Raw genomic sequence first — 25,065 nt, forward strand, 5'->3', positions numbered from 1 at the left:
TAGAAACCCTCTCTGCCAAAGAATCGTTGAATTGGAGTGATAAAGCTATTCTCATCACTTCCATTATCTTCATTGTTACAGCCTGTTGAATGGTATCATTACATAGCCAATCTGATCAATCCTGCACATCAGTTACCGGATCTGAAAGTAGGCGAAATGTATGCGGAAGTGGCAGAGTACACACAAGCCGGCAACTTTTGGGATTTCATCTGGGGGAACGTTACTTTAGGGCAGAAAGCAACTTTTCGTTACGACAGAAAAGAATCTCCATTTCTGAATAAAGATACTGATTATCTCCGCAATCTCTTTTGCTCCTCTCTATGCTCTGAAATAGTGTCAGCAAAGGCAATCAGAATCGGTAAATCAACTCCCACCCCAGAATATGCCTGTCCAAGTCACTCTCGTGCTGATAGCAATAGAAAACATCTGACGACCAGGAGGACGACAGTTTAGCTTCCACCCCACCGCGGGCACGGAAGCGGGAGGCATGAAACCATTCATCTTTACCCAGACCGTGATATTGCTCCAAAGAGATATACGGTGACCATGTAGTTACCTTATAAGCAGCTTTCAGGCGGGTGCGGAGACGGAATTCATCCGCTCCGCGTCCGTCGAAAGTATGCTGAAAACGTTCGCGTAGGGTGAACGTCCATTGTCGTTTTTTGAGAGTGAAAGAGACACCTGCATGATAACGGTGCCGGGATTTCCAGCCGTCTTCACCACGGTTGCGGTAGTGGTATTCGTAGCCGCCCTCAGCTTTTAAAAACGGAAGAAGAAGAACGGAAGTACCTACGCCGAAGCCCCAACGGTCTATCTCATCCAATGCGTCACGGGTACGCATCTCGACATCTCCGTAAAGTTCCACTCTGGAGGATATATCGTGCCGGGCTTTCATCTTGTTCCAAGTCACGAAATCACTGTCCTGTGCCTGCAAAGAAGGCAGACTGAAGACAAGCAGTCCTACACACAAAACGACAAATCCCCGCAATACAGAATATTTCTTTAGCATATCATTCTCAAAGGTTTACTTCAACTTATTTTCTTAGAAAATACAAAGCTAAAGAAAGATTCTGTAATAAATCTGTAATACGAATGTAATATTATCAAATTTTCGACTTACAAAGTTCCAGATAACAAACAGACAATAACAATTATTCCCGTGAAATTCGTTTCAGGTGTTCTTCTATCTTTTGAAAAAATGACGCCAGATGCGAACCATCTACAAAGGCATGATTTACATAAATGGATAAAGGAAATACCAGACGTCCCTCACGGGTTACCGCTTTACCGGAAGTCATCAAAGGGTAACTGCAACCATTACCGACTTCGGCCAGCGTATAAGTAGTAGCAGTAAAATACATTTTGGGGACAGCGCTTAAATGCACTACATCATAATCTCCCTGTTTTGCCAACTCCTCTTCGGCACCATAAGGATTGCCATCTTCGGGGATATTGGTTATCAACTCATACGCTTCAGCATAAAAGCGTTTGAAATCTTCGTGGTAAGGGATCCGAACCGTATAAAAAGTCTTTCCAGGAATAGCTATCGGAGAAATGATATCCACTTCATCATGAAAAATAACTTGTCCGTTCTTGTCGGTACGATAACGAAGTTCCGGAACTTCATTCGCCGAACGCACTACGGCATACAGATAATAGAGAAAAAAGGAATGGCCCGAAGCTCTCGCTGCGGCACTGGCTTCGGTACAATCAATCTCTGTGGTAATGGAATACCAGGAATTTACAAAGCCCCGGAAGAAATTGTAATTGTCCCGGCGCTCCCAGGTCTCGATGTCTACAATATGTCTCATAAAGTTATTGATTAATGAAAAATGCCCGGTCGCATATATCAGCCGGGCATTCGTTCGTTTATTTTCCTTTCTTATAGTTTTCCAATCCTGTTTGCAAGAACTCGATATACTTAGGAATGTCCTCGTCATACGAATAAGATTTATTCAAAGGGCGACCTTCATTATCTATCAGCACATAGAAGGGCTGTGCATTGGCACCGAATTTAACGCGTTGGAGATAACTCCACTTATCACCTACTGTACGCAATGTACGTTCTCGTCCGTTTTCTGTCACTTTAACAGGTGAGGTCAGCAGGGTTTTATTATCTACATAAAGTGTAATAAGCACGTAGTCGTTGTTGATAATATCACTTACCTTAGAGTCTGTCCATACGGCAAGCTCCATCTTACGGCAGTTTACACAGCCATAACCGGTGAAGTCGAGCATTACAGGTTTGCCATGCTGACGGGCATATTCCATACCCAGATCATAATCATCGAACTTGGCATGCACTTCATTATTATAGAGGTTGAAGTCCTGAGTCTGCATAGGCGGTGCAAAAGCACTGACTGCCTTCAACGGAGCACCCCACAAACCGGGAACCATATATACGGCAAATGCCAGCGAGAAAAGTGCCATAAAGAAGCGGCCCACTCCCACTTTCATATCGTCATCATCGTGTGGGAACTTGATCTTGCCCAACAGGTAGAAGCCCAGTAAAGCAAACAGAACAATCCACAATGCCAGGAACGTTTCGCGGTCGAGGATGCGCCAGCCGTATGCCAAGTCGGCTACAGAGAGGAACTTCAGAGCGAAAGCCAGTTCCAGGAAACCGAGAGTAACCTTAATGACATTCATCCAACCGCCTGATTTCGGCATAGACTTCAGCCAGGACGGGAACAAGGCGAACAGTGTGAACGGCAATGCCAAAGCAATAGCAAACCCGAGCATACCGATAGCCGGAGCTACCACGCTACCCGTTGTAGATACCTGTACCAGCAAGAAACCGATAATAGGACCTGTACAAGAGAAAGACACCAGTGAAAGCGTAAATGCCATCAGGAAGATACTGAGCAAACCGCTTGTTGCTTCTGCCTTACTATCTACTGCGTTGCTCCATTTAGAGGGCAGCGTCAGTTCGAAAGCTCCGAAGAAAGAAGCTGCAAACACAACCAGCATCAGACAGAAAAGGATATTGAACACGGCATTCGTGGAAAGTGCATTCAATGCACTGGCACCGAAGATCAACGTAATGGCCAAACCTAAAGTTACGTAAATCACCACGATGGAAGCGCCATACGTCCAGGCATCACGAATACCCTTCTTTTTATCTTTGGAACGTTTCAGGAAGAAACTTACCGTCATAGGGATAATAGGCCACACACAAGGGGTAAACAATGCCAGCAGTCCACCGAGGAAACCGGTGATAAAGATATAGAACCATGACATGTCGTCCTGTGAAGTGGTTTCACCATAAGATTGCAGATCATTGATGACAGGTTTCCACAAGTCAATATTACCTGCCACATTTATATCCGTCGGACCATCTGCACCACCTATGATGCCAGTAGAAGCTGTATCAGCAGGTGTTTCAGTTTGTGAAGCAGGCTGAGTTTCCGGTTTCGTTTCCTCTGCCGGAGCTGTTACCTTTTCAGCCGGAGTTGCAACTGCTGTACCTTTAGCGGCTTCTGCCTTACCTGAGAAATCAAACTCTACCTGCGTAGGAGGCAAACAGTTTTCATCATTACAAGCACCGTATTCCAGAAAACCTTCTATCTTATAATCTCCTCCTGTGAGCTTTAGTTTCTGAACAAATTGTGCCGTAGACTCAAAATAGCGTACGTTCATCTCGAACAACTTATCATAAGAAGCTATTTCTTTTCCTTTCGGCTGCAACTTTCCTACAACTGTAGCACCGGATATCTTCTCTACATTGAAGGTAGCCGAGATAGGACCACCGTCGCCCAGGTCGGTAGAATATACATGCCAACCCTTATCGATAGTAGCGGTAAATACAATTTCCGCCTCTCCCGCTGCAAGCGTCTTCAGTTCCGACTTAAACTTGACGGGCTCCTGTATCTGCGCTTGTGCCACGACAGCAATCAGCAACAGACAAATGGATAATATTTTCTTCATATAATCAATGATTAATTACTAATTGTCAATTGTCAACTATCAATTGTCAATTGTTTCGTAGTCAACACAAGCGCGATTCTCCTTTACATCAGCAATCAGCTTGCCTGCTGCCACATGTTCGGGATGAGTAGCATAAAATTTCACGTCGTCCAACGTATCAAATTCGCTGTAGAGGGCAATGCTCCAAGTTTCGCCAGGATTCATATTGAGTCCAACTTCTATCTTACGTATAACAGATATTTTAGCAGGCAAAGCCTCGATAGCGGCCTTGAATTCTTTCATTGCTGTCAGCTTTTTGTCAGCCGGAGCTTCGTCTTTTAATTTAAATAATACAATGTGTTTGACCATAACTTTGCAATTTTAATGATTTATCTATATATTTGTCAACCGAAGCGATTAATATTAACCGCAAAAATACTCGTTTTGTTTTAAATATACACTTAAACGGATGTTAATAATAGGAATTGCAGGCGGAACTGGCTCGGGAAAAACCACCGTCGTACGTAAAATCATTGAAAGCCTGCCGGCAGGTGAAGTGGTACTGTTACCGCAAGACTCTTACTATAAGGATAGTAGCCATGTACCTGTAGAAGAACGACAGAACATCAACTTTGACCACCCGGATGCCTTCGATTGGGGGCTTTTATCCAAACACGTAGCCATGCTGCGTGAAGGGAAAAGCATTGAACAACCTACCTACTCGTATCTTACCTGTACACGAGAGCCCGAAACGATTCATATCGAACCGCGGGAAGTAGTGATTATTGAAGGGATTCTTGCCCTGTGCGACAAGAAACTGCGTAGCATGATGGACCTTAAGATCTTTGTGGATGCTGATCCGGACGAACGTCTGATTCGTGTCATACAACGGGATGTAGTGGAGCGCGGACGTACGGCAGAAGCTGTTATGGAACGTTATACCCGTATCTTGAAGCCTATGCACCTGCAATTCATCGAACCGTGCAAACGATATGCGGACCTGATCATACCCGAAGGGGGAAACAATCAGGTGGCAATCGATATTCTGACGATGTATATAAAGAAGCATCTCTGATAAATGAACAACTGAGGCGTCTCAGTTATTTATATATTTGAATGAATAGAAGTATCTTAATATTCTTGCTATGTCTGTGCTGCCTGTCGGGGTGCGGAAATAAACGGCATGGTTCCATGCCCGATGAAGCTGTGGGCGATTTGCAACAGATAAAAGATAGCGGTGAACTCGTTGTACTGACGCTATACAGTTCTACTTCTTACTTCAACTATCGTGGTCAGGAAATGGGCTTCCAGTACGAGTTGAGTGAACAGTTTGCCAAAAGTCTCGGGGTAAAACTGCGCGTAGTGGTGGCAAGGAATGTACAGGGACTTATAAACAAGTTACTGGCAGGCGAAGGAGACATCATTGCCTATAATGTCCCCATCACGAAGGAATTAAAAGACAGTCTGATCTATTGCGGTGAAGAAGTAATCACACACCAAGTTATTGTGCAACGCGCAGGCGGGAAAACAAAACCGCTGACGGATGTAACGGAACTGATAGGCAAGGATGTATATGTAAAGCCCGGGAAATATTACGACCGTTTGGTAAATCTGGATAAAGAACTCGGTGGCGGCATCCATATCCACAAAGTGACTAATGACAGCATTTCAGTAGAAGATCTCATCACACAAGTATCCCAGGGAAAGATTCCTTATACGGTAGCCGATAATGACGTAGCCAAGCTTAACACAACGTATTACCCCAATCTGAATATTAAATTATCCATCAGTTTCGACCAAAGGGCTTCCTGGGCAGTGCGCAAGGATAGTCCGGAACTGGCAGCAGCCGCTAATAAATGGCATGAAGAGAATATGACTTCTCCCGCCTACACTGCCAGTATGAAAAGATATTTTGAGATCAGCAAAGCAACTCCACACACTTCCATCCTTTCTCTTCGTGAGGGAAAGATTTCACACTTCGACGAATTGTTCAAAAAGTATGCTTCAGAAATAGACTGGGATTGGCGGTTGCTTGCCTCTCTGGCCTATACAGAGTCCAACTTTGATACAACAGCCGTTTCATGGGCCGGAGCCAAAGGACTAATGCAACTGATGCCTGCCACAGCGCGCGCCATGGGAATCCCTGAAGGAAAAGAACAGAACCCGGAAGAGAGTGTGAAAGCTGCCGTAAAATATATCAATGCTACCAGTAAGAGCTTCTCTTCAGTACCGAGAGAGGAACGGCTCAACTTTGTACTTGCTTCCTACAATTCGGGTATCGGGCATGTGCTGGATGCAATGGCACTGGCTGAAAAATATGGAAAGAACAAATATGTCTGGAAAGATAATGTAGAGAACTTCATTTTATTAAAAAGTAATGAAGAATACTTCACCGACCCTGTCTGCAAAAACGGATACTTCCGTGGAATAGAGACATATAACTTTGTGAGGGATATTATGGGGAGGTATGAGACATATAAGAAGAAAATAAAAGAGTGATAGGGTGGTAAGGTGATAAAGCGATAGGATGGCAGATCTATCACCTTATCACTCTACCACCTTAATCTTCCTTTTCATTAAAACAAATTCAGCTTATTCTTCTGCGCTTCCTCCAACGGAACTGTCTTTGGTGCTTGCGCAGCGTTCTTTTCACGCAACTGCTGATATTCTGAACTTAATTTTTCTTTTAATTCTTCTTTGGCTTTCGGATTCATCAAGCGGGCGGCTACCGTTGCATTCTGCGAGGCATCTTTCAGATGAACCACAGGAGCATGATAGACGGGAGCTATTTTCAATGCTGTATGCAGTCGGGAAGTAGTGGCGCCACCTATTAATAAAGGAATATCGGCACCTGCCTTTTCCAATTCCATAGCCACGTGTACCATTTCTTCCAATGATGGAGTTATCAGACCACTAAGTCCAATCATATCCACCTTTTCTTCCAAGGCACGCTGAACAATCGTTTCAGCAGGTACCATCACACCAAGGTCTATGATCTCATAACCATTGCAGGCCATGACCACGGAAACAATATTCTTACCTATATCATGCACATCACCTTTCACCGTGGCAAGCAGGACTTTTCCGGCAGAAGCGGAGCCTTCCTGTTTTTCCGCTTCAATTACAGGCTGAAGAATGGCAACGGCTTTCTTCATGGTACGAGCAGTTTTCACCACCTGGGGCAAAAACATTTTTCCGGCACCAAAGAGCTCACCTACATAGTTCATACCTGCCATTAAGGGACCTTCGATGATATCCACTGCTTTCGGATAGAGCTTCAGGGCTTCTGCCAAGTCTTCCTCCAGATAGTCACCAATTCCTTTCGTCAAAGCATGTTTCAAGCGTTCTTCCACACTAGTTCCATTACGCCATGAAAGAGGGGCAACTTGTTTATCAGTGGCATTACCTTTCTGTTGTTCGGCAGCAGCTTTCAGTTGTTCAGCAGTTTCTATCAGACGCTCGGCAGCATCGAGACGACGGTTTAAAACCACATCCTCTATGCGTTCCAGTATATCGGCAGGAATATCAGTATAAAGCACAGCCGTAGCCGGATTTACGATCCCCATGTCCATTCCTTCACGGATGGCATGATAAAGGAACACCGCATGCATGGCTTCACGGATATAATTGTTGCCACGGAAAGAGAATGACAAATTGCTGACGCCACCACTAACATGAGCACCCGGCAAGTTCTTACGTATCCAACCGGTAGCCCGGATAAAGTCTACAGCATAATTATTATGTTCGTCCATACCCGTAGCCACAGCAAGGACGTTGGGGTCAAAAATTATATCATGAGGATTGAATCCCACTTTCTCAACCAAAAGCTGATAAGCACGTGCACACACTTCGATCTTACGTTCGTACGTATCCGCCTGTCCTTTTTCATCAAAAGCCATTACTACAGTAGCTGCACCATATTGCCTGATTGTACGGGCATGTTCCAGAAACTTTTCCTCTCCCTCTTTCAGAGAGATTGAATTCACAATGGACTTTCCTTGCAAACACTTCAATCCGGCAACAATTACATCCCATTTGGAAGAGTCAATCATCACAGGAACACGGGCAATCTCCGGCTCGGAAGCAATCAGATTGAGGAAAGTAGTCATTTCAGCCTGTGCATCCAGCAGACCGTCGTCCATATTTACGTCGATAATCTGCGCCCCGTCTTCTACTTGCTGACGGGCAATGCTGAGGGCTTCATCGTATTTTTTTTCATTAACCAGACGCAGGAACTTGCGGGAACCGGCCACATTGCAGCGTTCTCCCACATTGATAAAGTTCTTCTCAGGAGTCACCTCCAGCAATTCCAAGCCGGAAAGCCAAAGACTTTCGGGTTTCGGAGCAGGAACATGGGGAGCAGCACCGGCTATCAGGGCAGGATATTCGGCAATGTACGCATCGGTCGTACCACAGCAACCGCCAATGATGTTTATCAGCCCTTCTTGGATATATTCTTTCACTTCATGCGCCATATCGGCAGGCGTCTGGTCGTATTGCCCCAGGCTGTTGGGCAATCCCGCGTTGGGGTATGCACTGATATAATAAGGAGCACGGGCAGCAAGCTGTTCTAGGAAAGGTTTCAACTGACGAGCACCAAAGGAACAGTTCAAACCTACCGAAAAGATATTGGCATGCTGAACGGAGGCAAGAAAAGCCTCCAAAGTCTGTCCCGACAGAGTGCGTCCACCTGTATCAGATACAGTAACGGACAGCATAACAGGAACTTGAATACCTGTAGCCTCCATCGCCTTTTCGGCGGCAAAGATAGCTGCTTTAGCGTTCAATGTATCGAAGATGGTTTCTATCAGCAGAGCATCTACTCCACCTTCCAGCAAGGCTTCCATCTGTTCCCGATAGGCATCGGCAAGTTCATCGTAAGTCAGCGCACGCATAGCCGGATTATTCACATCGGGACTCATGGAACAAGTCTTATTGGTAGGTCCGATGGAACCGGCTACAAAACGTGGTTTATCAGGTGTGGAAAATTCATCAGCTACTTCACGTGCCAGTCTAACGGCAGCCAGATTCATCTCACGTACATACTCCTGCACATGATAATCGGCCATACTGACACTGGTAGAGCTAAACGTATTGGTTTCAATGATATCGGCACCTGCCATGAGATATTTACGGTGTATATCCTGTATCACATCAGGGCGCGTCAGACAAAGCAGGTCATTGTTTCCTTTCATCTGCCCGGGGATACCGGCAAAACGTTCTCCCCTGAAGTCTTCCTCTGTTAAGTTGTACCGTTGTATCATGGTGCCCATAGCACCGTCTAAAATAAGGATGCGCTCACGCACCAACTTTTCAATAGAAACCATTTGTATTTAGTGATAGAATGGTAATGTGATAAAGTGGTAAAGTGATATTACTCTATCACATTATCACGTTATCACATTACCACGTTAAACAATCATCTCTTAAACATCCGCGCCATATCGCGTTTGTCATCTTTCTCTTTCAACGCTTCGCGCTTGTCGTATTGCTTTTTACCTTTGGCAAGGGCTACCACCACTTTGGCAAGTCCTTTTTCATTAATAAACATACGAACAGGAACCATTGTAAAACCGGGATCTTTCGCTCCACGCGCCAGTTTATCAAGTTCTTTTTTGGTAAGTAAGAGTTTACGCTCCCTGCGTGCTGAATGGTTATTGTACGAACCGTAGAAATATTCAGAAATATGCATATTCTTCACCCACAGCTCGCCATTGGCAAAGTAGCAGAAGGTATCCACAAGGCTTGCTTTACCCATGCGGATCGATTTAATTTCCGTACCCGTGAGCACAATACCCGCGGTATAAGTGTCTACCAATTCGTAATCGAATGTAGCGCGCTTATTTTTTATATTAACAGGAGCTTGTTTCATGATTTCAAACGTTAATTAAGCACCATCGTCAGCTTGTTGAATATAAACTGAATGAGCATAGGACAGACAATGAGTAGGATGGAAGAAATGATCGTAAACCGTAACCGGTCTTTTTCTTCTACTTCCATCAACGTTGAAGCCCCCTCCCACACCACATACACAATATAGAACTGCAACAGCAATCCGATGATATTAAAGTCCGGCAATATGCCGATAATAATCCGGAGCAAGAAAAGAACAACCAGCGCATAGCCCGCAAACTGTTGCGTCAAGGGCATGTCATTGTCCATCATAAACATTTTCACGCGCATCCCATTTATGAGATACGCCGCCAGAAAATACCCTCCAAAGAGGGATACCGCCACCGCGCAACATTGCGTCATGGCATATTGGAAACTCTCGGGACCGCCCCACCCTTTCGCCAGCAAAGATCCGATAAAGACGGACAATCCGCATAAACCAATCATAGGATAGACAAAAGCAGTAAATACTTTTCGCCTATCCTCTTCCAAACGAATTTCCTCCCAAGCCTTGGCCGGAGAGGAAATCAGTAACATTGCTATATGGAATAATGCTTTATAATCCAAATTATATTATTTAATTTCTTTGTATTCTACAGTATATTCATTGGTTTTAGTATTATTATCATCCAATTCTACTGAATTGGCATTTTCTTCTGCCACAATAATAACCTTATCAAGTGATCCACTTGTAGAATATGCAATTTTCTGCAAATTGAATGAGCGATAATATAAATATGTTGAACCATTATATGCATAGTCAAAAGATGTCGGACTGCCAGTAGTCATATTATCACCACTCTTTTTATGACGCAAATAAAGCTTTATGGTACCATCAGTCGTTTCTTCGTTGGGATAATATACCAAAGTAAAAGAGTGAGGTTTAGTTTGTATATAATAATTTATTGGAAGCATTAATGTATTCGTATCAAAGTAATATGGTTCATAAGCAAAAGTACTAGAAACTTCCTTCTTCAAGGAAATAATAGGTGTATCGCTAATAGAGTCATTTGCTGCGCCAGGTTCATCAACAACTTCGACTTGACTGTCCAAACTTATAATACCCGCAAGCGTAACCCCCTCTATCTTAGTTGCATTATCTGGAATCTCTAATACGGAAGAATCCCATTGATATGCAATTTGCACTACTTGACCCTCTACTTCAGAAAGTTTAAATCCTCTAGCTTCCAACTCTGCTACAGAAGTGGCAGTAGGAGTAATAGTTATTCCATCTGCTGTTTTAAAATAATAATTCATGCCATACATAGAGTATACTTTTGCAAGTGCACCACGAGATCTAGTAGTATCATTATCCGAATTCATGCAAGAAGATAAAGAAACACCCATTATTAAGGTCAGGGCAACCATCCAGATTTTAAACTTAGCCATTTTCATTGTTCTATAAATATTAGAGTTTGCAAATTTAGATAAAAGAATCGAGTAACACCGCACTCTCTCCATTTTTTCATTGTTTTTAAGAGTAAATGAAATATTAATCTAAATACTGCAAGCTCCAACATCTATTTAGCATTTATTTACATTTCAACTTATAATCTTTGTTTCGACTAATTCATTAGTATCCATTATATATAAATTATAGTATAAATCAGTAGTCACAATACCGTCCCATTTTCCTTTAATTTTAAATCTATGGCCTTTATCATTACCATCCATCTTCTCCAAAGTTGCAACATACGTAACAGATGCATCGTACGACATCTTCAATACTTCAATCCTGTATGTAGTCATAGGTGGAATAATAATTTTAAATGTCTGAGTAACATTTACTGTATATTCTTCTTCCGTACCATAAGTAACAGTACGGGAACTAGTAGTACTATTATCAATCGTTCCACCAACACCTATATTAACTATACCAACTTTTAAACCCAAATTCAAATTAAAAGAACTGCCTTCATGAGTAGAAATTCCTTCTGCTTCTGTAAAGCTACTCTTCTCTCTCGCTGTTTTTGAAATAGAAATAGAATGTTCTATTTCTTGAGTAGCTGAAGTATTTGGAACAATAGCTCCATCAATAGACTGGTCCTTCCGATTTATAAAATCACCAGCTGTTTCTACATACTCCATATTTACAATTCGATATTCTCCAACAGGAACAATTTTCCAACGAGATATCGCAGAAGAATTATCAGGTCTATACTTCAAATCGCTACTATTCTCATCTTTTGCTTGCAAATATCCTACAAAGTCATAACCGATTCCCATCTTAGGCAAGAATCCTTGTATGTTATAAAAGACACCATTATAGCTGATAAAAGGAGACCGCATAAATGGTGAAGCAAGTCCTAAAACAGGATAGTCTCCGCCAGTTTTAGGAGTGACATTTATAGCATCATTGCCCATAGCAAGAACTATATTACCATTTCTCACATACCATCTTTGTTTCATACTGCCATCATCCCCTTCTGCCAACCAAACAGGTTCTCCAACAATTGTAGAGCCAGCCGTTAAATATTTGTATTTTGCACTTCCCATATTTATAATATTCACTGGTATATTTGCTACTTCCGTCAATGGATTAAAATCCGCAATCGATGTTGCCGCCCTCGTCTGCACTTGTTCAGTATCACTTTTCACAATACCTTCTAGCTCTTCTTGCTCACAAGCAAACATAGCCAATAACCCTACTAACAATAAACTGATCTTTTTCATAAGCATCACATATTATAAGTTAAACATATTATACTATTATTACAACTCAAAGTGTCCACACACATAAGCCCCATTTCTCCCTTCTATTTCTATCAGGAAATCACCAGAGACTTCAAAATTCAATTGAATAGTCTTTTCCATAGAGTCTTGTATATTTTCAGAAGAAAAATAAACCACAGCACCATCCTGAGAAATAGTAATATCTACCTCCCCTATAGCTTGTTCAAAGTATACTGCCAAAGAACAACTACTACTATCTAACACCACATAAATTGGAATTAATGGCTGTACAGAACGATGATCTCCCAAATTACCTTTTGTTAGAATGTCAAAAGGAACATCATTTCCGGTCATTTGAATAAGGACCTTCTCAAAACCTCCATCATTACCTTCCGGAGAACCAGCATTTACCTTTCCAAAGAGCAATACCCCTAATAAACATAGAATCAATTTTAATTTCATAGCCTATCTTTTTTAAATTCAGAAACAAAGTTAGTGCTATAAAACCTAATAACAGGAATGGATATGTGGACACACAATTAGCAACTAAGCTGCTATTAATCAACAAAGTAACAAATTACATAGTGGACAAAAACAAGATATTATTTTCAATAAAACGCTATCATTTGCTCCAAAGCATCGTCTTTACTTAGCAATAAATGCGATTTTAATCTTTGCTTGTTCTTATAAACAGACTTCATTTCACAATCAAAAACAATCATCAACTGCTGATTTGAAAAGCCTAACTTTATCAATGCTGCCAATAATAATTCACCTTTAGTTAAATCAAAATCAGCTTTTATACGAGAAATAAAGTTAGCATAAACCAAGTCCAAAAAGTCGAATATATTCTGGCGTTCGGTTGCTGACATATTTTCCGCAATTAACCTACCTTGTTTCAATTCTCCTAATATGAATAATGCTTCAACACATGAATTATCACGTATTTTTTTATTTTCAGATGTCAATTCCAGAATTTTTCTATTCAATTTTCCAATCGTTTCCTTCTTTGCCTTTTGCTCCCATTCCTCTTTCTGCTTAAATTCTGTTATCCTACAAGCATATTCTTCTATAATCTTCTCATTTATTCTTAAAGCTTCTATATTCCGTAAATTTTTCTTTTTATATCTTTTAATAAGACTAAAACTCACTCCACTTATCAGAAGCACTACAACCAAATAAAAATAGGCTTGCTTCTCTTTTTCCAGTTTTATCTGTTTATTTTCAAAAACAAGCTTATCAGCTTCATACTTCTTTTGTAAAGCCAAAAGTTGTTCCCTCAATTCATTATTACGCACAATCTCTAATAGTGAATCAGACTTTTCTTTGTACAAAAAAGCTTGTTTATAATTTCCTTCCTCCCTTTTCAGAAGACATAAATAATAAAATGCACCTGATAAAATAAATTCATCATCCACATTTTTACAATGATTGAAACACTTTTCAGCTAAACGAAACTTCCCCATATCCATATAAGTACGTCCCAAAGATAAATAATAACGTAATCCATCATTCCTATCTTTACTCGATCCGATAGCAGAAACAAAATAATTAATAGCTTCTGTATACTGTTTATTATCCTTAGCTATCAGTCCCAACAACTGAAGAAGGGAAGACTTTACATGATCGGTAGTATCCACTAACAGAGATAATCCTTTATTTGCATACCAATGGGCACTATCATAATCCTGTTTTGCCAAATATCCCCGGGCAACATTTCTACAACCGTGCACCTCTCCTATATTATCATCTGCCAATTCATAATATCGAACAGACTCCCGGTAATTATCTATCGACTGTTCATACATACCTTGTCCCAAATTTAAGTACCCGATATGTTCAAATACCAATCCCTGCAATTTATACTCCTTTGTGTCTTTTAAGAATGTCAATGCTTTCAAATAAGCTTCCATAGTTTCGGATTCCTTACCTTTCACAAGCATTGTTTTGCCATAATAATAGTAAGCCTTTCCAGCTTTCACAGGATCATTCTTTCCCTTGTAATAATCTATAGCAACCCTAATCAAAGAATCTGATTGCAAGCTATCCAAATTGTTTTTATCCAGCACCTGTGTCCACAATAAAGCATAGTCAGCACTTTCTTTAGCATGAAGCCTTTCAGGATACTGTATCAGATTCAATAATTTCATAGCACTGTCAGGATATACTTCTATATACCTTTCAGCCCGTTCCAGTAAATCGACATTTGTATGAGTCTGCATACATGAAACAAGTCCTCCCCCAAGAAATGAAAAAAGCAGAAACAGATATTTATTCATTTTTCTAAACTAAATGAATACAAAGAAACAGAAAATAGTATATTTTCACTAACGTTTTAACACCATTTCACAAACAAGAAACATACATGAAAACAACAACGAGGTTAAGGTAAAACACGACTATGCCTTAACCTTTTTATCACTATGCCTTATTCCAATCCTTATTTTCCAATTGCAGGCTATTCAGCCCGCAATTGGAAAACAAAGAGCCCGCAGATGGAAACCAACGGACTCGCAGTTGTGGGATGGAGTTTTAAATTAAGGGTACGTACATTTAGGAGTAAGGGAAAAGAAGTCTTTCCTTAGTCATTTACGAATAACCCCTTAGAAAGAAAAGGAGAGAATACGACTTTGGGAGGGGGAAAAGCCTCCATTCAACATTTATCGAATAATCAACTGCAATACAACAAAATATTTTTTTTCGTAGATATTCCATACAAAATAAACTCTCTTGTCAGACGATTTTAGCAAACAGTTCCAAATGCTCATCTACATAACCGGCTATCAAAGCTGTTATGCCTTCCTCTTTTTCCAAGAATTCTTCTTCCAGTTCATCGAAAGCTTCATATTGCTCGTACATAGCCATGAATTCATCATCTGTACGCTCCCGTTCCAAATCTTCACGATGGGCATCATAAATCTTTTTGGCTCTATATACCAGTTTACCGAAATCTTCTGCTCCCCACAGACGCATCACTTTAGCAAACGGATTGGCAAAAATATACCCCCCATACCCATTCTGTATCAACTGGCAGAAGCCACCATCCATTACTTCGTCACGAAATATTTGGTAAGCAAGCAAAGTGTGCTGCTCACCTGTCAGCAACGGCATGGACTCAGCGGTCAGCTCACCACCTATCACTTCTTTATATCTGTCGGTAAATACCTGAATAAAAGTATCCATTCCCTCGCCTGCTGCTTTGCGCAAGGCGGCATCAGTAATTTCTATCATAGTCTTCTTATTATGTCTTTTTCTAATTATTACGACAAAGATATGGAATTAAAAGATAAAGGTATAACAAGAAGACTAAAAACAATGAAAAGTGTTCCTACAATTTCCGCAGAATGCCTTTATCACCCACAACGAAGTAAGTATTCTTATCAATCAGCAATGCACGGCCCCGTTTCTTCTTCTGATTTTCTTTATTGTCTACATTGACACCGATAACCTTGCCATCATAGAAAGTAGAAATATCCTTGAAGATGGTATGCCCTACGATAATGTGTTTGACTTTATAGCGTTCCATCACCATTTGCAGGCTGTCCTGCGCCATTGGATGATACTTGGCATCTGTACGCACAAGCCCACGATACCAGATGGGACCGTCGTTACCATACAGAAATGCGGTCAATGGAGAAAGAGCCCTGCGTTCTTTCTTATTCATGAAAAGGGCTTTACTCATTTCTTCGTTCACGGTAGGGATACTTAGATTACGATCATAAAAATTCTTGCCTAACCCGGCATGAACATAAAGATCGCGACCTATGACCTGCATCGTATTACGGGTACCTAACCATTTACCCAATTCAGTATCGGGTCCAAAAAGTTCAGGGTAATTCATATTCAATTTCTGTGCCAGCACTTTATATTTATCTTTCGTATAGCGTAAGTCATTAGCCAGCACCAGCGGCTCATGGTTCCCTAACAGGAAAGAAACAGTTCCACCTGCTTTTGCAGCCTCATCTTCTAACTTATAAAACAGCCAGAATATTTGCGGTACATCTTTTCCACGATCGAAAATATCACCGATAACCATCAGATGATTATTACCAAAGCTCCAATTGTAGTTTTTATCAATAATCCCATTACCCTGCAACAAACTAATAACACAATCCAACTTACCATGCGGGTCGGACATAACAAACACTTTTTCCGGTTGCCGATATTTCCAATCGGGACGTTTCACCGGATGCAATCTCACATCAAACGGAAACTGCCCCTTATGATCTACCACATGCAAGATAAAATCTTCAGGTAGTGCAACATAAGTCGTATCGATAATTTTCCCTTTCTTATCGACACTGATAACACGCGTTTTACCATCAGGCTGATAAAGCACATACGGTCCGTCAGCCGATAACTCTTCTTTTTTCTCTTTATCTTTCTTCTTACCGTCTGAACCAAAAGTTCCGGCACTAAGGCCGGAACTGATGAACATTAGAGTAAATGCAATAAGAAAGTACTTCGTGAAACTTGTTTTACTCATCATATATCATTATTATCTTCCACCATATCCAGGGTTCTGTTCCATATTAGGATTGGCATCCATTTCCTTCTTGGGAACAGGAAGTACAATCATATAGAAATTCCAGTCATAGGTCATATACTTCGTATCATGTTTGGTTTTACTCAGATTGCTGTCTTTTACATCCTTACGCTCTACTGTCAATCCATTTCTGATAACGTCATACATGCGGTGTCCTTCGGCAACCAGTTCTTTACGGCGTTCATCCAGCACTCTTTCCAGAGTAATGGTCTGTCCCACTACTGTGTTTTCCGGATTAGCGCGCTTCACAATCGGATCGAGATACTCAATCGCTGTGGCATTATCGCCCAACTTGACAGCTGCCTCAGCCGCAATCAGATAAACTTCGGACAGACGAATAAGCGGAATATTGGCATCCGTGATACTTTCATTCTGCTGCGGTTGATACTTAAAGACATAAGCATAATATTTCTTATCGAAACTCAACAATTTAAGACGTATATCTTTAGGATCTTTCTTCAGGAACTGATAGAAGGAACAAGTGATGCACATGTCATCATAACCATCCTTAGAATTCAGATAGCCCATACTCTCCTTACCCGGGCTATCAGTAGTAAGGTTCACGATTTCGAACAAGACTTCACCCGGATTGGAGGCAGACGCATCATTACTCCATGCTGTGGGATATTCTTCATTGGTCCACAAGGCATAGCCTTCTTTTTCCGCTCCCTTAATGGCATCTTTCGCCATTTTCAGTGCATTAGTGTTATCATTCTTGTAGAGATATACGCGGCTGAGTAATGCCATTGCTCCCCATTTATTAATTTTACCCTTATTAAAATCACCGCTCAGCAAACCAATGCTTTCGGTAAGATCGGAAATCACCTTCGTATAGCACTGAGCTACGGTGTTTCGGGAGGGTTTACTTTCAATAGTGGACAATCCTTCCACAATGGGCACCCCCAATGATGCTCCGTTATCTTTGGTATAGGGATAGCCGAAGATACGGGTCAAGTCGAATAAGGCCAGCCCACGGATTGCCAAAGCTTCGCCTTTCAGGTCATCTCTGTATTCGGTATCTTCTTCATCAATGACAAGCTTGTCAATGTTCATCAGAATCAGATTACAATTCTGAATGATAGAATAAAGATAAGACCAGTGAGAAGTGGGGCCATTATCTTTTGTAAAATTGAAACGATAATAGTCGGCCACACGTTTGGTAGAACTAACCGCCTGCATATCATCTCCCGTCACGTCTCCATAATATACCAGCCGACCGGAGTAGGCATCCGAGCTTTGCATCGTGCTATAAATACCATTCAAGGTAAACTCAACATCCGACAATATCTTAATACTGGTTTCAGTATCTATCGAAGTGGAAGGATCCAGATCCAACCAATCGTTTCCGCAAGAACTTACGAAGAACAATACAGAACTGATAAATAAATATTTTAATAGCTTCATAATATCAAGTTTTTTAACGGTTAGAAATTAATGTTTACGCCGAAAGTCACAGTCTTTAAAGGAGGGGTTCCCCAGATAGCAGTACCACCGCTGACGGCTTCCGGATCGTAATAATCGTATGCTGCCCAAGTCCAAAGATTATTGGCTGATGCATACAAGCGTACATTCTCAATACCGATTGTACGGGTCCACTCTTTCGGGATGGTCACGCCGAATGTCAAAGTCTTCAGACGGATAAAATCAGTACTGTGCAGTCTGCGCGTCGTTGTCACCTTATTCATAGCTACATTCGGCTTTTCGTAAAATAATTCATACTTGGTAACATCTCCCGGCTTCCTCCAACTGTTCTTATAGTAAGTCGGAATATTAGCCTCCAGATCGTTACCTCCGTGTTCGGTCTTTTGTGCCCAAGTATCATAAGAGTAACCACCAAACTGGTAAGAGAACATAAAGTTGAAATCAAACCATTTATAGCGTAAAGTATTTGACAAGCCGCCTATCACATTAGGCTCCGCATGCTTGTCCAACACAATGGCATGTGCCTCATCTATAACTTCAGTAATCTCTTTTTTATAGTTACCATTCTCGTCCACGTCATTCGTATAGAACTGCGGAGCACCGGTTTCCGGATTGATACCGGCAAATTCTTTCATATAGAACGTACGGAATGATTTGCCGACTTTGCGAATCTGAGTTCCTTTAATAATTTCTGTTTGCATGCCATCGAGTGTCACAATCTCATTCTTATTGTGTGAAATATTGAATGTGGTGTTCCATGAGAAATCTTTTGTCCGGATATTAGTAGAATTAATTTCCAGTTCCACTCCTTTATTCGAAACTTTACCGATATTCATCAGATAACTGCCAAACCCGGTTGTCATAGAGATAGGACGGTCCATCAACAAATTTTTAGTGGTACGGGTATAATATTCCAACGTAACATTCAGACGGTTCCACAGACTGAAATCCAACCCCAGATTCAGGTTATAGTTGGTTTCCCATTGCAAATCATCGTTCTTAAGTTGCGACTGAATAATGCCCGGCTGTTCCAAATATCCATTGGTCAGACTGCTCAGTCCTCTGTATCCGAAATAGTCAGTAGGAAGAGTACCATTCACACCATAAGAAGCACGTATCTTCAGGTCAGTCAACCAATCCTTGACAGAGTCCATAAAGCTTTCCTCAATCACACGCCATGCGGCAGATATCGACCAGAAGCTACCCCAACGATTATCTTTGAGAAAACGGGAACTGCCATCCATACGGAAACTGCCACCCAGATAATATTTGTTTTTATAGTCGTAATTCAGGCGGAACAGATAAGATACCATACGGGTACGCGTATCGCTGCCACCCACCGATTCGGTCTTCATACCATTACTGATCTGGTTTTTGTCGTAAGTGGCAAAATTAGTGGCATAACCGGATAAGTAGTCGCGATACTGGTCATCAATCTCATATCCTGCCAATGCATCAAGATGATGATCCGCGGCTATAGACATTTTATAACTCAACTGGTTGGCCCATACCATTTTCTTGTACTCATAGAACTTCTTGCTCATGCCACCATTGATGTCATCGCCGTTAGAGGTACGCGGGTCCTTCCAGTCATTGCCTTTCGTGTTAACATAATCATAGCTCAAGGTAGACTTGAACTTCAGATCCTTGATGAACTCATATTCACCGTAGATGGTATTGAACGTGCGGGTCACATATTCGCGCTGATAATCATAAGTTGCCGCCAATGCCGGATTACGGTCACTGTTGCGGATAAAATCACGGTTCCAACTACCATCTTCATTGTAAACAGGATCGGAAGGGACAACGGCGTTACGCGAAGTATAGAAAGGAGAAGAATAAGAAGTACCTTCGCTATACACATCCTGATTGACAGTGGCAAACAGAACATTGGCACCTAACTTAAGCTTGTCAGTAGCTCGAAAATCAACATTCAGTCTTCCACTGATACGTTCCAGACCGGAATTGATAGCAATACCGTCCTGTTTCAAATAAGAAAGCGAAGAGTAGTACTTAAATCTGTCCGTACCTCCTGAAAGAGAGGCTTCATAGGACTGATGATTTCCTTTCTGAAACATAATATCATCCCAGTCCACATATCCACACCAGGGAACCGGAGCATAGTTATCAATCTTTCCGTCGGCATAAGCCATTGCATCAGCTTCGCTCTTACCTTTCTTTATCTGACCTGCCACCAAACCGTCATAAATATATTGGCGACGTTCCTCTCCACCCATGACAGGACGATAATCCATAGCAAAATCAGAACTACCCCAATCAGCTTTCAATGAGATGGAGGCTTTGCCCGCCTTACCTTTCTTTGTCGTAATCAATACAACGCCGTTGGCAGCACGCGAACCGTAAAGAGAAGCGGCAGCGGCATCTTTAATGACTGTAACACTCTCGATGTCGGAGCTATTGATAGTCGACATGATATCAAGCCCCGCATCCGAACTCATCGTATTAATAGTACCTGAGCGCATCGGTACTCCGTCTATCACATAAAGAGGAGAATTACTGGCGTTAAAAGACCCCATACCACGAATCCTCAATGAAGAAGAGGCACCTGGCTGACCGGAAGATGATGTGAACTGCACACCCGGCGCATTGCCTTGCAACAGGTCCTTGAAAGAAATAGCAGGAACATCTTTCAGTGTCTCTCCTTTTACACTGGAAGCAGAACCGGCATAAGCAGATTTCTTGAAGGTACCATAACCAGTAACGACCACTTCATCCATCAAATTGTTATCCGGTACCATTTCCACTTTAACCATCTTTGCAGAAATAACTTTAACTTCCTGACGGATATAGCCTACATAAGAAACAATCAAAGTAACAGGCAGATGATCCACATCAAGAGAAAAATGCCCGTCCAGATCGGTGGTACAACCGTTGGTAGTACCTTTTACCAGTACATTGGCTCCGATAACAGATTCACCCGTCTCATCTACAACGCTTCCGTTCACTTTAACCTCTTGCTGGGGAGCAGCTACAGCTTCAACCTTAGAAGCAGGCTTAATAGCGATGACACCTTCATGAACCGTATAAGTCAGCCCACTACCTTTCAGGCATTTATCCAGCACATCAGCAATCTTTTCATGATTCACAATCAACTTTTCTACTTTTACATTTTTCACCTCTTCAGTGCTATACACAAAGGTGAAATCAGTTTGTCTCTGAACTTCCCACAGCACTTCGTTAAGAGTGGCATTCTTAAAAGTTGCTGTGACAGTGGTTTGTGCAAACACTGCATTGGCAGCCTGCATAAAACCGGTAACTGTGAAACAAAAAAATAGTAACGTTATCCATAAACGTCTACTACTTCTTTCAGCTTGATTCTTGTGTTCTTTCTTGTTCATAGTAATCTTTTTTGGGTTAATTATGGAATGTTATTGTATTACCTTCGATTTTCACGTGTACTTCTTCTGTCTTTTCCAGTAACTTGACGAAAGGAGTTATTTCTTCATAACGATTCAGATTACAACCGAAACGTATATTCTTGAGTTTTTCATTTTCGTAAACTACGTTCATGTCATACCAACGTGAAAGTGTCTTCATGATATCTTCCAAGCGTTGATCTTTGAAGTTGATCTTCCCCTTCACCCATGAAGTATAGAATGAAGTATCTACCGTTCGCACCTGTATGGAATTACTTCCCAAAGCGATGGTAGCTTGTTGCGACGGTTTCAGTATAAGGCTTTCACCCTTTTCGGCACTGACCTTTACAGATCCGTTTACTAGGGTGGTCTGGTACTCCTCATCGGGATAAGCGGAGATATTGAAAGTCGTACCTAATACTTCAACCTGTATGCCATTGGCATTTACAATAAAAGGCTGCCCAGTTTTACTCACTTCAAAATAGGCTTCACCTTGTAGCTCGACTTCTCTCTTACCCGTAGTAAATGCTACCGGAAAACGGAGGCTACTCATTGAATTTAAATGCACCTTTGTTCCATCACTCAACACTAATGCATACTCACCGCCACGGGGAATCTCCACCTTATTATATACAGGTTTTGGAGAGACAGATGTACTCTGTGCCAACTGATAATTCAGGGTGGTTGAATCTATCTGAATATTTGTTCCCTCTATTGTTTGTAAAGCATCTGCCGTTTCTTTATTCAGATTGATAGTCTCTCCATTATCCAAAGTCAATATTGCTTTGGCCGCTCCCGGCAATATAGGTTGGGCTATCAGCACGGACTTGTTAGAAAAATAGTCGTGAGTAGTGTATTTTAGTGAGATGCCAACAAAAAAGACCGGTACTAAAACAGCAGCGGCATAACTGAGGATTTTTATCATCCGTTCCCAGTTATTACTCTTTCTGATGCGCTTTTGCACCTCCATCCAACCGGTTGCAGTGTTGAAAGACGTACCACTTTCCACATGCTTTTTCAAATTCTCTTTACTGCAAATTTTCTGAAAGAGTGCTTCGTGAGCGGAATCTGCTTTTCGCCATTTCTCCAGTTGAGCGTTTTCTTCAGGAGTGATTTCACCCGATAAGTGTCTGGCAATAATATTAGATATATGAAAATCCTGTTTTATCATAAATTGAACTTTTTTCGTTGTCTTTTATAATAAAACAGGCATAATTAAAATCATGGTGAATCGAAAAGCATTTTTTTCCTAAGAAAATTCAAAATGCCGATCTTATTATGCAATTTTTAGGTTTATATCAGTAGTTTATTCCTTCTTTATCAAGAATTAAACTACTTTTGCCACTCAATTTTAATACATCTATTTTATGCTGATATTCTTCATTATCCTCATCACCATATATCTTGGCGGAAACACCTATATATTCTATAGAGGTGCACAAGCGTTATCCGGACTTCCTGTTGGAATCAAAATCCCGTTGGCTATTTTGTTTTGGCTCGCAGCTCTATCCATCGTGGGGACGATGCTGACCCGTAACATAAAAATGCCGGTTTTCTTATCTCATACAATGTATGAAATAGGCACTGGCTGGCTGATATTCACCTTATATATGGTCTTATTCCTACTCGCATTCGATCTGTTGAAACTATGCCGTATCCCTTTCAACTACAGCTTCGTCGTCTCTTTGCTATTTACAGTCATCTTATTAGGATATGGGTACTATAATTATCGCCACCCTAAAACGAACATAGTCAATATCGCCCTCAACAAACCTTTGACCGGTGACCGGCAACCTATTAAAATAGCCGCCGTGAGTGACCTACATCTCGGATATGGAACCGGGAAAACGGCTTTAAAGCGATACGTGAAGATGATTAACGAGCAAAATCCGGATTTGATTCTGATCGGAGGTGACTTGATTGACAACAGTGTAGTGCCTCTTTATGCTGAAAACATGATGGAGGAACTGTCCGAATTAAAAGCACCGTTAGGTATTTACATGGTTCCCGGTAATCACGAATATATCAGTGGCATGAATGCAAGTGCACGATTTATACAAGACACTCCCATACAGTTGTTGCGCGATTCAATAGTCACACTCCCCAGTGGCATACAATTGATAGGACGCGATGACCGATCGAACACTGCCCGCCGTTCATTGCAAGAGCTGATGGCAAATGTAGATAAAAACAAGCCTATTATCTTGTTAGACCATCAGCCCTATAAACTGACTGAAAGTGAAACAGCCGGTGTCGACCTGCAATTTAGTGGACATACCCATCGAGGACAAGTATGGCCTATGAGCTTGGTAACAGACTACATCTACGAACAAAGTCATGGCTATCGCCAGTGGGGAAACAGCCATATATATGTTTCCAGTGGATTATCTCTTTGGGGACCTCCTTTCAGGATAGGAACGGAAAGTGAAATGGTTGTGTTACAATTATCCACAAAAGAATAAGAGGCATAGTACTCTCGCGGAAAAAAGATAATTTGTTCTATTTTTCCTGTTCCTTATGATTAAAACCGTATCAAGTCCGTGTTTGCTCCGTACCTATACAGAAGGAGTTGGTATGGGCTTGGTATGGAGCAGACAGGGAGAGGATATGGAGGTGATAAGAAATTAGTCTAAAATTCTGTTTTCCTCTAATGCTATAGAGAGAAATCAAAGTGACAGGTTGCACGTTTATAAATAAAAGAGTATAAGGAAATAGTAATACTCTTTCAGATATATACGAAGCTTTTTGTATGCAATCTTTTTAAGAGTATGTACAGTTTCAACAGATACATTTAATTGCTCAGCTATTTCAGCATTCTTTTTTCCTTCCATAGCCAATCGCATAATAGCCCGCATCTGATCAGGAAGTTTGTCAATAGCTTCTGCCAGAATCCGGTAAGTTTCTTCTTCCACTACTGCATCATGGAAGAAAGAATCCTTTTTCTTTTCAATAACTTTTTGAGCATATTCAAATACTACCTTAGAATGCTCCAATTCATTCAACGCCTTATTGCGCACGGCTGTATAAAGGAAAGCTTTGACTTGATGCAAATAGAAAAAATCATCTCTAATTTGCCATAATTTTGCAAAGGAATCCTGTACAATATCAGCAGAGGTTTCTTCATCTTCAGTATATTGGTTTGCAAACAAACAAAGTGCCACATAATATTTATCAAAAACATTATGGAACTCCCGTTCATTAAGCCTAATACTAATGAGTGTATGAGAAGTTTCTGTAACCACCAGCATT

The 25,065-nt window shown here is 41.3% G+C and carries 20 protein-coding genes and 1 pseudogene; 4 read left to right on the forward strand and 17 right to left on the reverse strand.

Annotation, left to right across the window (positions count from 1 at the left end; all coding sequences use genetic code 11):
- Nucleotides 1-32: 32 nt before the first annotated feature.
- A pseudogene (locus BACINT_RS23730) lies at nucleotides 33-274 on the forward strand (DUF418 domain-containing protein); the annotation flags it as partial.
- A gap of 75 nt (nucleotides 275-349) precedes the next feature.
- Here the strand turns inward: BACINT_RS23730 and BACINT_RS13810 are convergent.
- The 4 genes from BACINT_RS13810 to BACINT_RS13825 all read right to left on the reverse strand — a co-directional run bounded on the left by BACINT_RS13810 (nucleotide 350) and on the right by BACINT_RS13825 (nucleotide 4,275).
- Nucleotides 350-1,009 (reverse strand): DUF2490 domain-containing protein, encoded by a 660-nt coding sequence (locus tag BACINT_RS13810; RefSeq protein ID WP_007664125.1) that lies wholly within the window; start codon nucleotides 1,007-1,009, stop codon nucleotides 350-352.
- A 142-nt stretch (nucleotides 1,010-1,151) separates the two neighbouring features.
- A complete protein-coding gene (locus BACINT_RS13815; RefSeq protein WP_007664132.1) occupies nucleotides 1,152-1,811 on the reverse strand; it encodes a chloramphenicol acetyltransferase in 660 nt (219 codons plus the stop codon).
- Nucleotides 1,812-1,869: 58 nt separating this feature from the next.
- Nucleotides 1,870-3,927, reverse strand: a complete 2,058-nt coding sequence (locus BACINT_RS13820; RefSeq protein WP_007664134.1) for a protein-disulfide reductase DsbD family protein — start codon at nucleotides 3,925-3,927, stop codon at nucleotides 1,870-1,872.
- Nucleotides 3,928-3,966: 39 nt separating this feature from the next.
- Entirely contained in the window at nucleotides 3,967-4,275 is a 309-nt protein-coding gene (locus BACINT_RS13825; protein WP_007664136.1) for a Dabb family protein, read from the reverse strand.
- Nucleotides 4,276-4,375: 100 nt separating this feature from the next.
- Between BACINT_RS13825 and udk the strand changes: the two genes are divergently transcribed.
- Both udk and BACINT_RS13835 read left to right on the forward strand, forming a co-directional pair.
- Entirely contained in the window at nucleotides 4,376-4,981 is a 606-nt protein-coding gene (udk, locus tag BACINT_RS13830; RefSeq protein WP_007664137.1) for a uridine kinase, read from the forward strand.
- Nucleotides 4,982-5,097: 116 nt separating this feature from the next.
- Nucleotides 5,098-6,405, forward strand: coding sequence for an MltF family protein (locus tag BACINT_RS13835; RefSeq protein WP_007664138.1), 1,308 nt, complete (start codon nucleotides 5,098-5,100; stop codon nucleotides 6,403-6,405).
- Between the two features lie 77 nt (nucleotides 6,406-6,482).
- Here the strand turns inward: BACINT_RS13835 and metH are convergent, their stop codons facing one another.
- The 12 genes from metH to BACINT_RS13895 form a co-directional block, all read right to left on the reverse strand.
- Entirely contained in the window at nucleotides 6,483-9,233 is a 2,751-nt protein-coding gene (gene metH, locus BACINT_RS13840; RefSeq protein ID WP_007664140.1) for a methionine synthase, read from the reverse strand.
- Nucleotides 9,234-9,325: 92 nt separating this feature from the next.
- On the reverse strand, nucleotides 9,326-9,778 hold the full coding sequence (gene smpB, locus BACINT_RS13845; protein ID WP_007664142.1) for an SsrA-binding protein: 453 nt from the start codon (nucleotides 9,776-9,778) through the stop codon (nucleotides 9,326-9,328).
- 11 nt (nucleotides 9,779-9,789) lie between these two features.
- The gene (locus BACINT_RS13850; RefSeq protein WP_007664144.1) at nucleotides 9,790-10,335 is read right to left on the reverse strand and encodes a Yip1 family protein; all 546 of its coding nucleotides are present in this window, start codon (nucleotides 10,333-10,335) and stop codon (nucleotides 9,790-9,792) included.
- 36 nt (nucleotides 10,336-10,371) lie between these two features.
- Complete coding sequence (locus tag BACINT_RS13855) at nucleotides 10,372-11,187, reverse strand: hypothetical protein (RefSeq protein ID WP_157448658.1); 816 nt, start codon at nucleotides 11,185-11,187, stop codon at nucleotides 10,372-10,374.
- A 153-nt stretch (nucleotides 11,188-11,340) separates the two neighbouring features.
- Nucleotides 11,341-12,471, reverse strand: coding sequence for a hypothetical protein (locus BACINT_RS13860; RefSeq protein ID WP_157448659.1), 1,131 nt, complete (start codon nucleotides 12,469-12,471; stop codon nucleotides 11,341-11,343).
- 39 nt (nucleotides 12,472-12,510) lie between these two features.
- Complete coding sequence (locus BACINT_RS13865) at nucleotides 12,511-12,933, reverse strand: DUF3244 domain-containing protein (protein WP_007664148.1); 423 nt, start codon at nucleotides 12,931-12,933, stop codon at nucleotides 12,511-12,513.
- A gap of 146 nt (nucleotides 12,934-13,079) precedes the next feature.
- The gene (locus BACINT_RS13870) at nucleotides 13,080-14,750 is read right to left on the reverse strand and encodes a tetratricopeptide repeat protein (protein ID WP_007664149.1); all 1,671 of its coding nucleotides are present in this window, start codon (nucleotides 14,748-14,750) and stop codon (nucleotides 13,080-13,082) included.
- A 454-nt stretch (nucleotides 14,751-15,204) separates the two neighbouring features.
- Nucleotides 15,205-15,702, reverse strand: coding sequence for a DMP19 family protein (locus BACINT_RS13875; RefSeq protein WP_007664151.1), 498 nt, complete (start codon nucleotides 15,700-15,702; stop codon nucleotides 15,205-15,207).
- A gap of 97 nt (nucleotides 15,703-15,799) precedes the next feature.
- On the reverse strand, nucleotides 15,800-16,960 hold the full coding sequence (locus BACINT_RS13880; protein ID WP_007664158.1) for a metallophosphoesterase: 1,161 nt from the start codon (nucleotides 16,958-16,960) through the stop codon (nucleotides 15,800-15,802).
- A 9-nt stretch (nucleotides 16,961-16,969) separates the two neighbouring features.
- Complete coding sequence (locus BACINT_RS13885; RefSeq protein WP_007664160.1) at nucleotides 16,970-18,421, reverse strand: RagB/SusD family nutrient uptake outer membrane protein; 1,452 nt, start codon at nucleotides 18,419-18,421, stop codon at nucleotides 16,970-16,972.
- 20 nt (nucleotides 18,422-18,441) lie between these two features.
- Complete coding sequence (locus tag BACINT_RS13890; RefSeq protein WP_007664162.1) at nucleotides 18,442-21,798, reverse strand: TonB-dependent receptor; 3,357 nt, start codon at nucleotides 21,796-21,798, stop codon at nucleotides 18,442-18,444.
- A 16-nt stretch (nucleotides 21,799-21,814) separates the two neighbouring features.
- Entirely contained in the window at nucleotides 21,815-22,987 is a 1,173-nt protein-coding gene (locus BACINT_RS13895; protein ID WP_007664163.1) for a FecR family protein, read from the reverse strand.
- A gap of 196 nt (nucleotides 22,988-23,183) precedes the next feature.
- Between BACINT_RS13895 and BACINT_RS13900 the strand changes: the two genes are divergently transcribed.
- Entirely contained in the window at nucleotides 23,184-24,278 is a 1,095-nt protein-coding gene (locus BACINT_RS13900; protein WP_007664165.1) for a metallophosphoesterase, read from the forward strand.
- Nucleotides 24,279-24,503: 225 nt separating this feature from the next.
- Here the strand turns inward: BACINT_RS13900 and BACINT_RS13905 are convergent, their stop codons facing one another.
- Entirely contained in the window at nucleotides 24,504-25,058 is a 555-nt protein-coding gene (locus BACINT_RS13905) for an RNA polymerase sigma-70 factor (RefSeq protein WP_085930039.1), read from the reverse strand.
- Nucleotides 25,059-25,065 lie beyond the last annotated feature (7 nt).

Origin of the sequence: Bacteroides intestinalis DSM 17393, assembly GCF_000172175.1 — a bacterium.
In the GTDB taxonomy this organism is placed as follows: Bacteria; Bacteroidota; Bacteroidia; order Bacteroidales; family Bacteroidaceae; genus Bacteroides; species Bacteroides intestinalis.